14 protein-coding genes are annotated in these 15,318 nt (G+C 40.6%); 3 read left to right on the top strand and 11 right to left on the bottom strand.

Translation table 11 applies throughout. From position 1 onward, the window contains the following. The 3 genes from pldB to pldA form a co-directional block, all read right to left on the bottom strand. Positions 1-1,005 carry a lysophospholipase L2 gene (gene pldB / locus PMI_RS16645; protein WP_004246317.1) on the bottom strand — a complete coding sequence of 335 codons (1,005 nt, stop codon included), beginning with the start codon at positions 1,003-1,005 and terminating at the stop codon, positions 1-3. A 20-nt stretch (positions 1,006-1,025) separates the two neighbouring features. Continuing rightward, on the bottom strand, positions 1,026-2,855 hold the full coding sequence (recQ, locus tag PMI_RS16640; RefSeq protein ID WP_004246318.1) for an ATP-dependent DNA helicase RecQ: 1,830 nt from the start codon (positions 2,853-2,855) through the stop codon (positions 1,026-1,028). A gap of 111 nt (positions 2,856-2,966) precedes the next feature. Continuing rightward, entirely contained in the window at positions 2,967-3,842 is an 876-nt protein-coding gene (pldA, locus tag PMI_RS16635; RefSeq protein WP_004246319.1) for a phospholipase A, read from the bottom strand. Positions 3,843-4,076: 234 nt separating this feature from the next. On the opposite strand from pldA, the gene PMI_RS16630 reads away from it, so the two are divergent. Then, positions 4,077-4,544 carry a thioesterase family protein gene (locus PMI_RS16630; RefSeq protein WP_012368711.1) on the top strand — a complete coding sequence of 156 codons (468 nt, stop codon included), beginning with the start codon at positions 4,077-4,079 and terminating at the stop codon, positions 4,542-4,544. A 134-nt stretch (positions 4,545-4,678) separates the two neighbouring features. Next, positions 4,679-5,572, top strand: a complete 894-nt coding sequence (gene rarD / locus PMI_RS16625) for an EamA family transporter RarD (RefSeq protein ID WP_004249653.1) — start codon at positions 4,679-4,681, stop codon at positions 5,570-5,572. Between the two features lie 10 nt (positions 5,573-5,582). Here the strand turns inward: rarD and PMI_RS16620 are convergent, their stop codons facing one another. The 7 genes from PMI_RS16620 to lptM form a co-directional block, all read right to left on the bottom strand. Then, on the bottom strand, positions 5,583-5,987 hold the full coding sequence (locus PMI_RS16620; RefSeq protein WP_012368710.1) for a hypothetical protein: 405 nt from the start codon (positions 5,985-5,987) through the stop codon (positions 5,583-5,585). A 155-nt stretch (positions 5,988-6,142) separates the two neighbouring features. Then, entirely contained in the window at positions 6,143-8,299 is a 2,157-nt protein-coding gene (gene uvrD, locus PMI_RS16615; RefSeq protein ID WP_012368709.1) for a DNA helicase II, read from the bottom strand. A gap of 145 nt (positions 8,300-8,444) precedes the next feature. Next, on the bottom strand, positions 8,445-9,161 hold the full coding sequence (gene yigB, locus PMI_RS16610) for a 5-amino-6-(5-phospho-D-ribitylamino)uracil phosphatase YigB (protein ID WP_012368708.1): 717 nt from the start codon (positions 9,159-9,161) through the stop codon (positions 8,445-8,447). Beyond that, on the bottom strand, positions 9,161-10,084 hold the full coding sequence (gene xerC, locus PMI_RS16605) for a tyrosine recombinase XerC (RefSeq protein ID WP_004246325.1): 924 nt from the start codon (positions 10,082-10,084) through the stop codon (positions 9,161-9,163). The genes yigB and xerC overlap by 1 nt, the downstream gene beginning before the upstream one ends. Beyond that, on the bottom strand, positions 10,081-10,791 hold the full coding sequence (locus PMI_RS16600; protein ID WP_004249657.1) for a DUF484 domain-containing protein: 711 nt from the start codon (positions 10,789-10,791) through the stop codon (positions 10,081-10,083). Before PMI_RS16600 ends, xerC begins: the two co-directional genes overlap by 4 nt. A 24-nt stretch (positions 10,792-10,815) precedes the next feature. After that, positions 10,816-11,640: a diaminopimelate epimerase gene (gene dapF, locus PMI_RS16595; protein ID WP_012368707.1), complete on the bottom strand. Its 825-nt coding sequence runs from the start codon at positions 11,638-11,640 to the stop codon at positions 10,816-10,818. A gap of 41 nt (positions 11,641-11,681) precedes the next feature. Beyond that, a complete protein-coding gene (gene lptM, locus PMI_RS19145) occupies positions 11,682-11,849 on the bottom strand; it encodes an LPS translocon maturation chaperone LptM (RefSeq protein ID WP_004246328.1) in 168 nt (55 codons plus the stop codon). 80 nt (positions 11,850-11,929) lie between these two features. Between lptM and cyaY the strand changes: the two genes are divergently transcribed. Then, positions 11,930-12,247, top strand: a complete 318-nt coding sequence (gene cyaY / locus PMI_RS16590; RefSeq protein ID WP_004249659.1) for an iron donor protein CyaY — start codon at positions 11,930-11,932, stop codon at positions 12,245-12,247. A 69-nt stretch (positions 12,248-12,316) separates the two neighbouring features. Here cyaY and PMI_RS16585 read toward each other — a convergent pair whose 3' ends face one another. Beyond that, the gene (locus PMI_RS16585) at positions 12,317-14,914 is read right to left on the bottom strand and encodes a class I adenylate cyclase (protein WP_004246330.1); all 2,598 of its coding nucleotides are present in this window, start codon (positions 14,912-14,914) and stop codon (positions 12,317-12,319) included. Positions 14,915-15,318: the final 404 nt, after the last annotated feature.

Raw genomic sequence — 15,318 nt, 5'->3', positions numbered from 1 at the left:
TTAAAATAAATGCTTATCATAAAACTCACAGATTTCAATTAATGCTTGTGAGCGTAGCTTATCTATTTCGAACAAGATTTCATGGTGCGCACCTTCAATCACAAGTGGCAATTTTTGCTTTTCTTCTCTTGTTCTGGACTGACTATAACCATCACAGAAAGCCCTTACTCCCCGATTATCCACCACTTTATCTAGCTCAGCTTCAAGTACTAGCAAAGGGGTGTTAATCTCTTTTGCATGTTCAATCAGCCAATCCCCCGTTTCTAGGCTCTCTTTCATCCAATGATAGGTCGGCCCACCTAAACGTAATTGAGGGAAATCGGCATAGTAACGTAAGTATCGACGATACCTTTCATGGCTATGAGTCAATACATTCAAGATAAATGGCAAAGGAAACCATTTGCCCGTTGATACCGCGTAATTATTTCGTTCTGAAACACTTTGTTCTGCACGGTTAACTAAAAAATTAGCCACCCAGCGTGGTATTGGTAAATTAATCCCAAACATCGGCGCACACAGTGCGGCGGCTTGGAAAATATCAGGTTTACGTAATAGGTAGCTGGCTAAAATAGCGCCGCCCATCGAATGGGCTAACGCAAAATAGTGCTGATAGTGATAAGGCAAAACGATAGTATCAATAAATGTCGATAAATCATCGACATAATCACTGAATTTTTCTACGTGGCCTTTTTGCGGATCATCTAATAAGCGCCCTGATAATCCTTGCCCCCGATGATCGAGAAGAAAAATATCATAACCAAGATGATAAAAATCGAAGGCCACTTCAGGATATTTTACATAACTTTCACTACGACCAGAGCAGATCACCAACGCTTTTTTGTGTGATGAAGAGCGCCAATGAGCATAGCGAATGCTCACGCCATCGACTCCGGTAAATTCGCCTTCCTGTCGTTGGTTCCAAAAGTCCAATAAGATACCATTCGTAAAAGCAGAGAATTGCTTTTCACGAGATAACCACATGTGCTGAAAAAGTGTGGTTGTCATTCGGCTCCTCCTCGTTGGCGCTATTCGAACCCCTCAATATGATCACGGATAAGTGTCATAAATGCTGGCCCAAATCGTTCTAGTTTTCGTTGTCCTACCCCATTGATCAACAACAATTCATCAGGGCAGACAGGGCATTGTTCCGCCATTTCAATCAGTGTGACATCATTAAATACCACAAAGGGTGGAATATTTTCTTCATCAGCAATAGATTTACGTAATTTGCGTAGTTTCGCAAATAATTTCCTATCGTACTGTCGATGACTATTTTTTGTTTGCTGATAACGGCTTTTTGTTGGGCTTAATAGTCGTGGTACTGCCAAGGGTAATGACACCTCACCACGCAATATCGGTCGAGCTATCTCAGTCAATTGTAATGCAGAACGATGAACGATATTTTGCGCAACCATACCTAAATGGATCAATTGGCGGATCACACTCATCCAATATTCATGGCTATGGGCTTTACCAATACCATAAACTGGCAATTTGTCATGACCATTATCGCGAATGCGTTGATTATTGGCACCGCGTAAAATTTCAACAATATAACCAATACCAAAACGTTGTCCGGTACGATAGATGCAAGATAACGCTTTTTGTGCATCCACTAACCCATCATATTGTTTAGGTGGATCAAGGCAAATATCGCAGTTACCACAAGCTTGTTGGCGGTGTTCACCAAAGTAATTAAGTAACACTAAACGTCGACAAGTTTGTGCTTCGGCAAAAGCCCCCATGGCATTTAATTTATGGGATTCAATCGCTTTTTGTTCACTTTCTGGCTTCTCATCTAAACAACGACGTAGCCAAGCCATATCCGCGGGATCATAAAACAGTACCGCTTGTGCAGGTAAACCATCGCGTCCTGCGCGTCCCGTTTCTTGATAGTAAGATTCAATATTACGCGGAATATCAAAATGAACCACAAAACGTACATTGGGTTTATTAATTCCCATACCGAAAGCGACCGTTGCGACCACAATCTGCAAATCATCGCGTTGAAAAGCATCTTGCACTTTCGCTCGTGTGGCAATATCCATACCCGCATGATAAGCCGCGATACTTAATCCTCGCTTGCCTAGTCGTTCAGCGGTCTCTTCTACTTTGCTGCGACTATTACAATAGATAATGCCTGATTTTCCTTTCTGCCCACGAATAAACAGCCAAAGTTGATCGAGCGGTTTATATTTTTCAACTAAAGTATAACGAATATTTGGGCGGTCAAAACTGCTAATATGAACTAAAGGAGTGCGTAACGCGAGCTGATTAATAATGTCATGACGTGTTGTATTATCAGCCGTCGCCGTTAACGCAATAATAGGGACATCAGGAAGATACTGTCTTAATAAGCCAATTCCTCGGTATTCAGGGCGAAAATCATGACCCCATTGAGAAATACAGTGTGCTTCATCCACCGCTAATAAAGCAGGCTGCCATTGCACTAAATGGTGAAGAAAACTCTCCATCATTAGGCGTTCAGGTGCAATATATAACAGTTTTATTTCACCCCGTTGACAACGCATTTGTACTTGCAGTTGTTCATCTCGGCTTTGAGTTGAATTAAGAAATGCCGCGTCAATACCATGTAAGCAGAGTTGATCAACTTGATCTTTCATTAGAGAAATCAACGGAGAAACAACTACGGTTAAGCCATCAAGCAAAAGAGCAGGAATTTGATAGCAAAGTGATTTTCCCCCTCCCGTCGGCATGACGACTAAACAATCGCGCCCGGTGATAATGGTATCAATAATCTCTTGCTGGCCTGGTCGAAATTGCTGATAACCAAAGGTTTCGCGCAAAATAACCTGAGCTGATGGCATTGAATTAAGAACTTCTGCTGTGGACACGCCATTCCTCTGAAAAGCTGGTAAGAAAGATAATGAGGAGTAAAAGAAAAGGCACCAGTATAAAGGTGCCATCACCACTTGTCGTGTTATGCTACCCTAGAATGAAGAAAATTACAGCATATCATTGAGCATAACGCCGACACCGATACGAGTTTGACGGAAATTATAATCAATCATCGACTCCCCATACCCACTAAATAGTTGGGTATAAAAGCGTACATGCTTGGTAATAGGATAGCTCCAGCCTAGCTCAGCAGCACCGTATCCGCTACTCCAGTTATAACGCCCTGTTAAAGTAAACGTACTTTCGCCTAAACGATAACCCGCTTTTAAGCGGTAATATCCCATATAGCGATTAATATCGGGATTATCATCATTTTTAGCACTTTCATTAAAACGGTACCAAGGTTTCAGATCGAGTTGGAAATTACCTTTTTGCGCCATAAAACGTGCATAAACACGATTCCAACTTCGTGAAGTAGGCTCTGCGCGGCCATTCGATTCATGGTTAAATCCCGTTTCAATTTCTCTTAATGTCCAACCGGCAAATTGATAATCCGTCGCCCAACCTAAAAATAGTTGTGGTTCATAGTTGGTTTCGCGAAACGGCGCAGACTCTTTTTTATTACTTAGCTGCCACCAAGAGCGTTGCGTATAGGAAGCCGCTAATACAGAATTTTCCCCGGCAATGCCACGCCACAGCGGGAATGCAAGACTTATCTGAAATTTAACTTCATCTTTTTTAGCCTTATGACCCCAATCATAACTGGCAATCGCCTCTTTATTCATATCGGAGGTTTTTGTGTAAATAATATAATTAGATTCATAAGGGTAAAGTACAAAGGGTGAATCATACTCTTGTAATAGACCGGAAATAATACTGCCCTGAACCAACGGTGTTGGAGATGATACAGGTGATATCTCCGCCGCCACTCCCCATACAGGGTAGGTTAAAATCACCGTGAGTAAAGAACGGATGTAACGCATAGTTAATTATCCTGTATTATTAGTGAACAATATAAAAGATAGCACTTAATATTTGTCGTGAGCGCTTATAAATCAGCTTTATTCGCGTTAGGCGTCCATATTTTACACGTTATTTCCATTAAATCTCATATATTTTCTCGACGCTCTATTAATCTGATGAATGGGAAATTACCTTTTTGTCATCTATTATTAACAAAGCATTAACCTAATAATAAAATGTCGAGGAACTTTAAAATGGAGAAAATATTAACACTGGAAGAAGCACAAGTGTTGATTGGACATGTTTTTGTCTATCAAATGCCTTTTAATCAACTGATAGGTTTAGAATTAATTCGCTTCGAACAAGATTATGCTGAGATCCAATTTCGCTACCAAGACAAACTGGTTGGCAATATCGCACAACGCATTTTACATGGTGGCATGATAGCCTCGGTGTTAGACGTAAGTGCAGGTTTAGTCTGTGTAGGTAATGCCCTAACACGTCTAGCCCCTATATCCCAAGAGCAACTCGAACAAAAACTGGCCAAAATGGGCACTATCGATCTACGTGTTGATTATTTACGCCCAGGGCGAGGGGAATGTTTTACCGCAAGTAGTCATATACTACGTAGTGGTAATAAAGTTTCTGTGGCAAGGGTTGAATTACACAATGAAAAACAAGTTCATATCGCCAGCGGCACAGCAACTTATATTGTTGGCTGATGCGACTTATCCATTATCTTGGGTAGATTAATATTAATTACTTGTAAAAAAACATGCCTAATGACACATTAGATAATGTCATTGGGTATGATAACCCCGTCACATATTTCATTTCCATCAATACCAGAGATAGCATGAGCCAGAAAAACACTTTAAAAGGCGTTTTATGTGCCCTAGGCGCCTATTTGATCTGGGGTATTGCCCCTGTCTATTTTAAAAGCATTCAAGAAGTGCCCGCAGAAGAGATCTTAACACACCGTATTTTATGGTCATTCTTCTTTATGTTGCTTTTAATGTCGATCACTCGCCATTGGCCCTATTTACGCCAACTTGTTCGTCAGCCCAAAAAAGTACTAATGTTAGCACTTACTGCGGTGATTATTGCCAGTAACTGGCTTATCTATATATGGGCGGTTAACCACGGATTTATGTTAGAAGCCAGCCTTGGTTACTTTATTAATCCATTAGTTAATGTGTTATTCGGTATGATTTTTTTAGGCGAGCGCTTTCGCCGTATGCAATGGTTCGCCGTAAGTTTAGCCTTTACTGGCGTCTTTATCCAATTATGGCAATTCGGCTCTGTACCTGTTATCGGCCTTAGTTTAGCAGTCACATTCGGCCTATATGGACTATTACGTAAAAAACTTGGGGTAGATGCACAAACGGGTATGACAATAGAAACACTGTGGCTGTTTCCTGTTGCTTTAGTTTATATCCTCTTTTTTACCCATTCACCCACCAGCAATATGTTAGAAAATAGCTGGTCGCTAAATACATTACTGATTGCTGCAGGGGTTATCACCACCGTACCCTTACTGCTCTTTACCGAAGCAGCTCAACATTTGCGTCTATCTACCCTAGGATTTTTCCAGTATATAGGACCCACATTGATGTTTATTCTCGCCACTATGGTGTATGGAGAACAAATCGATGCGGAGCGTTTAGTGACCTTTGGGTTTATTTGGGTCGCCCTTATCTTATTTACTTTAGATGCACTCTACACTCAGCAACGTTTAAGACGAAGTTAGCACATACTTACTATTGAGCTAAATTATCAATACTAATGAAAGCGCCAGAAAGATACCCCTTTCTGGCAGGGCTTGAGTGCTCTTCTTTTGTATTACAACCCATTGCTATCGCTTCTATACGGCGTTGTGAGCGTCTAAAGAATGTTGATGTAGAATTAGTTGCAATACGGATAGCACCGATCACCCCACTTAAATAGAGATTCATGCGCGGCACAAAATCACGTTGATGTCGTAATAATCGACAATAGAGATCTTCTTCAAACGGGTTGGCAGGAGCACTAGGATGGTAAGTATCAAAACGCTGCTCATAAATAGGCTCCACAGGGGGCATTTTATCAACAGAGAAATCCTCAGCGATTTTTGTCACAGGCTTAATTGGATAATAAGTATCAAATAATACAGAAGTAATTTTCATCAGCTAACTCCGTTAAAATAATCTGTAACGGAATTATTAATTCGGTTAATTATATGTTCATTAAAAAAAACACCCTTAACTATCTTCTAGATTAGTAAGGGTGTTTTTTTATATTGCTCTCTTTTAAAAAATTAACAGTGTCAATAAATAGCCAATCACTCTAATCGTGCAAAAGCAGCAACCAACCACTTAATACCTTCACCATTAAAGGCTATTTGTAATCGGCAGTGTTCACCGCTACCTTCGATATTAATAATAGTACCTTCACCAAATTTAGGGTGTTTAACCCGTTGACCAAGGGAGTAACCTGTATCATTACTAACAATCGGTGTACCTAAACGATGATGATTCACGGGACGTGAAACCGTCGCCCGTAACCGTACTTCTTCAACACACTCTTTTGGTAACTCGCCAATAAAGCGCGAAGGTCGATGGCTCACTTCTTTACCATATAAACGGCGGTTTTCAGCGTAAGTAAGTGTTAACTTTTTCATGGCACGCGTCACGCCAACATAAGCTAGCCGACGCTCTTCTTCTAAGCGCCCACCTTCATCCAAGGACATCTGGCTTGGGAACATGCCTTCTTCAACCCCGACAATAAACACTTGTGAGAACTCTAGCCCTTTCGCCGAGTGTAGTGTCATCAATTGAACAGCATCTTGATACGCATCAGCCTGTCCTTCTCCTGATTCTAATGCCGCATGAGAGAGAAAAGCTTGCAATGGCATTAAATCTTCGTCTTCATCTTGATAGCTAAATTGACGAGTCGCCGTCACCAGCTCTTCCAAGTTTTCAATCCGCGCTTGTGCTTTTTCACCCTTTTCCTGCTCATACATCGCTTTTAAGCCAGAATCGCGAATAATACGGTCTGTTTGCACATGCAACGGCATATCCGCTGTTTCATTTGCTAACGTCTCAATTAATTCTAAAAAGCGCGCAATTGCCGCAATAGCCCGGCCTGCTAGCATTTTATGCTCAATAACCTGTAATGCACTTTCCCATAATGTGATTTGGTTATCTCTAGCTACTTGGCGAACCACATCTAAGGTTCTATCACCAATTCCACGCGTTGGCGTATTCACAACACGTTCAAAAGAGGCATCATCGTGACGATTCGCTGTTAAACGCATATAAGAGAGGGCATCTTTGATCTCTTGACGCTCGAAGAAACGCTGTCCACCATAAATACGATAAGGCTTATTCGCTTGTAATAGCGCTTCTTCCATGATGCGCGATTGGGCATTACTACGATAAAGAATGGCACAATCTGCAAGGGCGCCTCCCTCTTCATGCCAACGCTTAATACGCCCTACTACATAACGCGCTTCATCTAGGTCGTTAAATGCACAATAGAGTGAAATCGGCTCGCCTTCAGCCCCTTCTGTCCATAGGTTTTTACCTAAACGATCGCTATTATTAGCAATTAAGGCATTAGCGGCTTTTAGAATATTACTGGTGGAGCGATAATTTTGCTCTAAGCGGATGGTTTCAGCGCCGGGAAATTCATTTAAAAAGTTTTGAATATTTTCAACTTGAGCCCCACGCCAACCGTAAATAGATTGATCATCATCACCGACTATCATCACCTTACCAGTCTGTCCTGCCAACATCCTGATCCAAGCATATTGAATACGGTTAGTATCTTGGAATTCATCCACTAAGATATTGGTAAAACGGTGTTGATAGTGTTCTAAAATTTGTGGTTTATTCAGCCACAACTCATGGGCACGCAATAACAACTCTGCAAAGTCCACTAAGCCTGCACGATCACAAGCTTCTTGATAAGCTTGATAGACTTTTAACCATGTGGTTTCCACGGGGTTACCATAGGTCTGAATATGTTGTGGGCGGAGTCCCTCATCTTTCTTTCCATTGATATACCACATACCTTGACGAGGAGGCCATTGCTTATCATCAAGAGCCATGGATTTTACGATACGACGAATTAAACGGTATTGATCATCACTATCAATGATTTGGAAGTCTTGAGGTAAACCAGCATCAAGATAATGCGCCCGTAATAAACGATGGGCGAGACTATGGAAGGTACCTATCCACATTCCCCCTTGACTAGTACCAATCAAGTCCTCAATACGATGACGCATTTCTGCTGCAGCTTTATTAGTAAATGTTACCGCCATAATGGAAAAAGGAGAGGCTTGTTCAACAGATAATAACCAAGCAATGCGATGTACTAATACACGTGTTTTACCACTACCAGCACCTGCAAGTACCAGCATATTTACACGCGGTGCTGCAACGGCTTCGCGCTGTTTATCGTTAAGGCCTTCGAGCAGATATGAGACGTCCATAATTACCAATCATTGAGTGAAGAGAAATACTGTGGATATATACAGAAGTTAGTTTATTAAGCAACAAACTAACAGGATTTTACGCCCGATGCAAAACTATGCCCACTGAAAAGTGGATAAAGACCTGCACAGAGCGCGTCTATGATTAAATTAATTCAACCAGTTTAGCTAATTCAGTGATCTCAATATGAGGCATAACACGCGTTTCACCTTCGGTAAACAAACTGCGATTATCTAAATTAATCCAACACGCCTGTAATCCACTTTTAACCGCGCCTTCTACATCCGTCACTAGATGATCGCCTACATGCAAAATATTCTGATGAGGGAGTTTAAGTAACGAAGCCGCCTTATCAAACATATCAGGATAAGGCTTAGAGCGCCCATCAGGCCCTGCCTTTAAAATATGTGTAAAGTATTGCCCCAACCCACAGCTTAATGGATTAGCATTACCATTAGTAATAGCGATTAATGGGATTTTTTCCGCCAGTTGTGTCAACACGTGATGGGTATTATTAGGGACATTAATACGGCTACGCCAATAAGCAAAATGAGCCATAATTTCATCAGCACCTTGCTGTGCTTTAGTTTCACTATAGCCATAGTCTAACAACATATTTTTAGCCGCTAACCAACGCCACTGAGTGATATCGTGAAAAATATCAGGATTATTTTCTAATAGTGGCTGTTTGTAAGCATCTACATCATGTTCAGTAAAATGGTGAAAACGCTCATCATACTGACGGATAAACGCTAAGGTCTCTTCTTCTGTTTTATCCATCACAGGAACATTGTCATACAGCGTATCGTCTAAATCAAAAGTCATCGCTGCAATCGGCATCAGAGTGCGATAAAAGTGCATTATGATTTTTCTCTCTTAGCTCTTGGATGAGCAGCATCATAGACTTTCGCTAAATGCTGAAAATCTAAGTGAGTATAAACTTGTGTGGTTGATAAATTAGCGTGGCCTAATAGCTCTTGTACTGCTCGCAAATCACCACTTGATTCAAGTAAATGAGTGGCAAAAGAGTGGCGCAGTTTATGAGGATTGACATGGCTACTGAGTCCTTGTTTCACCCCCCAAAGTTCAAAACGTTTTTGCACACTGCGAACAGATAATCGTTTACCGCTTTTCGTTGAGATAAAAACCGCAGTATCCTCAGGAGAATACAGCTCCCGCATGGCAAACCAATGCTGTAACCACTCTACAGCTTTTCTTCCCAAGGGAACTTTACGCTCTTTACTGCCTTTACCTAATACTCGGACTTCGCCTTCTTGGAGATCAATATCATTGATATTTAAGTTAGTCAGTTCAGATAAACGTAATCCAGCGCCATACATCACTTCCAGCATCGTTCTATCCCTTACAGAGAGGGGATCTTTTAAGTCGATATTCATCAACTGACTGACTTCATCAACATCCATATTTTTAGGCAAGTGACGACCTGATTTGGGTGTTCGAACCCCTTTGGCGGGGTTTACTGCTAACATTCCTTGAGAAACTTGCCAATCAAGGAAGCTACGCAATGCTGAAAAGCGCAATGCTAAACTTGCAGGTTGTAATCCACTGCGATGGCTTTTAGCCAATAACATACGCACATGTTGGCTTTCTAGTAACGACCATTGGTTGATTTTTATTGCAACCATCATTTGTGCAATGGTCATTAATTGTCGCTGGTAATTTTCTACCGTTACCGGACTTAATCGCCGTTCAACTTCGATATAACTTAAGAAGCTATCAATGGCTAATGAGAGTGTTTCAGGGACGTCAATAATTTGGCTCATTGTCTTGCGATCCAGCGAGTTAATAACTCAGGTAATATCTGTGCGAGTTTATCCAACATTGCCGTTCCCATACCTTCTTGAAAATGTTGGCTATCTCGACTATTAAAAATGATCACCCCTAAATCGCCATAATGCCCTAATAATGAGAGTGCCACAGAGCCAGAACGACGAACATTAGGCATTAATAACATCATTTCTTGGCCATTTAATGGCCCCAAATAGTGATTATTATCGCCCATACGCTGAATACGGAAATGCTCAAATGTTTGACGAGATAGTGCGAGTGTTTGAGCATCTAAAGGAGGTTGTAATTGCCAACGATCGGTGAAAAGACGCAGTTGTACTGAGTAAAGCCCTAACTCCTTCGCCCAAAGATTTAACTGTTCCAGCATTTCCTTTAATGAATTACAGCGGGATAACTCAGAAATAAGCCTTAGTAATTGGCTAAATAGAGATTCATTTTCTGCAGCTTGCTCAATCAACAAACGCATATCCTCTTCAAGATAATGAATACGTGTTCGCTGACGTGACATTATCCACTCAACTAATGAGATACTCCCTCTTACTGGGTGAGGAACTTGCATTTGCTCAATATAGCTGGCATTACGGATAAAGAAACCAGGATGCTCCTTGAGATAATCAATGATGGTTTGATCGTTGAGTTCGTTTTTCTCAGGGTAACAAAACTGCTCATTCTTATCCGTCATACCAAGCACCTCTCAAAAATAATATTATAGCTGGATTGTTCCATCATAAATATGCACAGCAGGTCCTGTCATATAAAGTGGGTTTCCTGTACCTTTCCATTCAATTGATAATGATCCACCCGGTAAATTAACTTTCACTTTTCTATCTAATAAACCTTGGGAAATCCCCACCGCGACAGCGGCACAGGCACCGCTTCCACAAGCTTGAGTTTCTCCAGCACCACGTTCAAATACCCGTAAATGCAATGTATTTCTATCAACTACCTGCATAAAACCAATATTGGCGCGCTCTGGAAAGCGTTCGTGTTGTTCCAATACTGAGCCCAATGACTCAACTTCCGCAGTTTTGATATCTTCCACTTGGATCACGCAGTGCGGATTTCCCATTGACACCACACCACATAGAACTGTTCGTTCCATCGCTCTGATAATATAGGTTTTTTCTACTTTTTGAGCACGAAACGGTACTTTTTGTGGTTCAAACTCTGGCTCTCCCATATTGACACAAACATCTTCATTATCCATAACATGTAAGGTCATTCTGCCAGACTGGGTACTGACTTTTATTTCTCTTTTATTTGTAAGCCCTTTTATTCTCACAAATCGAGCAAAACAGCGAGCACCATTGCCACATTGTGCGACTTCACTCCCATCAGCATTAAAAATGCGGTAATGAAAGTCCAATTCAGGATCATAAGGTGCTTCAACTACTAACAGTTGATCAAACCCAACACCAGTATGTCGATTGGCTAACCGGCAAATTAATTCTGGTGAAAAATAAACATTTTGGGTAACAGCATCAACAACCATAAAGTCATTGCCTAACCCATGCATTTTTGAAAATTGCATCTTAACCCTGCCTGAAACGGGTGTCCCGTTTCTAATATTGACTAATTGTTTTGTGTTGAGGAAGTCTCAACTTGCTGGGTTGGCTGGGATGACTGAGTCATATTTGCCTGAGTATCTTCAGGCGGGAAATAGAGAGGGCCTTTCAAGCCACAACCAGAAAGAGAAATCAGTGTTATTATAGCAAGGGTGCAACGTAAATACGTTTTCATTCGAAATCTGCCTATCATTAATTTGGTTAATATCCTCTATAATCGCAGTTAGATCTCGAAAAGCAAATAGGAAAATGAAGATGAACGATAGTGAATTTCACCAATTAGCTGACGAATTGATGTCAGAAATAGAACAAACCATTGATAATTATGAAGGTGATGCGGATATTGATTGTGAAATCAATGGTGGCGTAATGACATTAACCTTTGAAAATCATAGTAAAATTATCATTAATCGTCAGGAAGCCTTTCATCAAGTATGGTTAGCAACGCGTTCTGGCGGTTATCATTTTGATTGGAAAGGTACACAGTGGGTTTGCGATCGTAGTGGCGGGGAATTTTTAACCATGTTGGCTCAAGCAATCAGCGAACAAAGTGGTGAAGCATTTTCTTTTTAACACAAACAACTAAGTGATGGGTGCTGGAAAGTCCCCATCACTTCTCTATCGGTTTTGCCGTGTCGATTATCAATGATGATGTACAGCCTGATAATCATTAAATCCTTGAATAGGCTTAGTACTCATCTCTTCTTTTGGCGCTGTTTTACCTAGATCACTTAGCTTACCAAACGATCCCCCAGCAAAAGGCAGTACTTGCGTTGCTCCATCCACTTTCACGATTTGATAAAACTGTGGCAAATTGAAGTTGATAAAGCTTGAGCCATAAGTAAAGCGATCATGAGATGAAGAGTAAAAACGGCTGACATCTTTTACTAGCTCTTCTTTACTACCTTCGCAGTGAGAATAAATCTCCACTCGATTAGCTTCATCTAAGATATAGATATTAAAGACATTATTATCCTCTGTTGTTTCAAAGAAGAACTGAATAATCCCTTCACAAGCAAAACCATCAATCACAGCGGGCAGATAACGGGCATCTTTGCCTAATTTAACGGGTAATCCATGCAATTTGTTGTATGAAATAGCACCATAAAATTCAATGGCATTCTCCAACTTTTGTACAGAAACATTAAGACGTTCAAAGAACAATCCCCATGTTTGCCCTGCAATACGTAATGCTTTAAAACGCCCTGGCTCTAATCTATTGGTTGATAAACGCAATTCAATACATTCTGAGACTAACTGTTGAACACGGGTACGAATTAAACCACGTAGATGCTGGCTATAACAAAAAACTTCAACCGATGCAGGTGGGGCCGCATCTTGGTGCATTTTACCTAAAATAGTTTTTAACGATTCCAACATCGATTGCGTACCATTAAAATGCAGCGTTCTCACTTCATTCCAAGAGTTACGATAGAGTAAATCGATACTACCAATTAAGCATTGCTCTTCCTCGCCAAAGCTAAATACATCCAACTTTCTAAAATCAAAATGCACTACTTGATCAGAAAAACGCTCTGTTGGGTCAACTTCTAAATTGACAATAATGGCTAAATGCCTAATTTCACAAGGGCTATACAGTGCTTTAGGCGTCGGGGCAGGTAAACGAATAGGAAAATGACTCGAGATATCCCGCACTAATTCATGAAGTTTAATTTCATCACAAGAGGAGTCACCTTGATGAATATAAACCTGTGAATCTTTAGTAAGTAACCCATTAAAATAAGACCACGCCACTAATTTATTTAAGTAACGGTTATATTCTAACGGTTGATGACCAACAATATGTGCAAAATCGGGAGCCCGATTATAAAGATACCAACCACTACGATTAGCGCGTCCCGGTGGCACATAGATAAAGGTTAAATGAGGCTCGGATAAATCAGGAGAAATCTGTGGATTAACCAGGGTTACTTTACCCGGTAGCGCTTCAAAAGCGGCATAAAGCTTACGTGTTAATACACCAATATCTTGTGGACTAGCACTGACACTTAAGTTATTACGGCGCGCAAAACGAATAAGATTACGATAGCTTTGCATCATCGTATCTAATAATTCATTATGTGCGTTACGAACGCGCTCTATTTTCCAGCTATCACGATTATCTAATATCGCTAAACGTTCGTGATCCCACTGCCACTGCGTGACTAACTGAGATAATACTTGGCGTCGCCAACCTGCAGGTTCATTCTCATTTTTTTCATTAGATAATTTTTCACAAACTTTCAGGTAGAAACAGCGACGGATTAAATCAAGGCGGGTTAAATCATTAATCGAAACTAAATAGCGGGTTACGCGCTCAAGCATCATACAATATGCATCTAAACCGTAATTTACGATTTCACCACGATGAAGATGCTGTTTCATTTCTAATGCCAACAATTTGCCATTAGGGTAATCCGCGGAATAGGCTTCCAATAAAATACTTTTTAATACGGCTTTATAAGGTGAATCAACACTCTTATAGAGTTGCCACAGGCTTGCACCAAAATACTCTTCGGCAGAAAGCTCACCTAATCCACCTAAATCAAGCCATTCATTGGGCGTTAATACACCTTGGGCATAGAGTGAATTAACATATTCATCGTAATGGTACTCTTCTTCTACTGGTACCATCGTCCATAACAAACGTTTACCTGCAAGGCGAACAGCGGTACGGTAGAACTCATCAAGTAACAGGATATGCTGAGTTGAGCCGCAATCTTCCCCACCTAAGCTACCACTTGCATGATGACGGAAGCGATTCTCATCAATTAAGAAAAAAGTAACATCAATACCTAATTCTCCCGCCCATTGTTCTATCAGTAAACATTTACGTTGTAAACGCGCACGCTCATCTTGGTCCAGCCAAGATTGGTGACAGACCCAAATATCAATATCGGAGCAGTGACTTTGCCCAATCGAGGAAGTACTTCCCATCGAATAGATACCCGTAATAGGTAACTCTCCGCTGGTGTATCCATTCATTGGCTCATCACATGATGCATTAGTCAGCTTATTGACCCATTGACGTTGCACGTCATCAGGTTCAAAGAAACATGTACCATGAGGGACATTTCCTTGAATATAGCCTGGCAACTGAGGGTGGTGGTAATGCAGTAAAACAGGAATTAAACCATACACCTGTTTAAACACATCACTCATCGATGCAAATGCACGTTCCAGCCTGAGTTGATTAATCGCATCCAGCCGTTGCTTCAGTGTTTCAATATAAAGATACAAGAGTTTCGCCTGAACAATACTAAGAAAATAGTAGAATCTGAGTTTATAAATTACCGAGCTTTAATTATTCAATTATTAATAGATAAAACTTTACTAACAAAATCTCGGAAACGTGATCAATTTAACACCTTGCAAGCAAGGCGTAAAGAGGATCTCAAAATATAGCACCAAGATCTAAATTGCTTTTTTAGTCGCTTAATCGTATAAAGCAGAGCAAATAATGACTTTTATATCATAGAGATAGTCTATTTTACTTATAGAGAAAACATATAGAAAAAAGTGTTGTTCGGCCATAAAACAGCTAAAATCGACGAGTTACCTTGTGATAACAAGTTGAAAAAAATACTTACCTTTACCTAAAAAAGAGTAAAAAAATAAAAATAAACATAACTCGTTGATATATA

It is taken from the genome of Proteus mirabilis HI4320 (assembly GCF_000069965.1).
In the GTDB taxonomy this organism is placed as follows: Bacteria; Pseudomonadota; Gammaproteobacteria; order Enterobacterales; family Enterobacteriaceae; genus Proteus; species Proteus mirabilis.
This window is presented reverse-complemented; position numbering and strand designations above follow the sequence as displayed.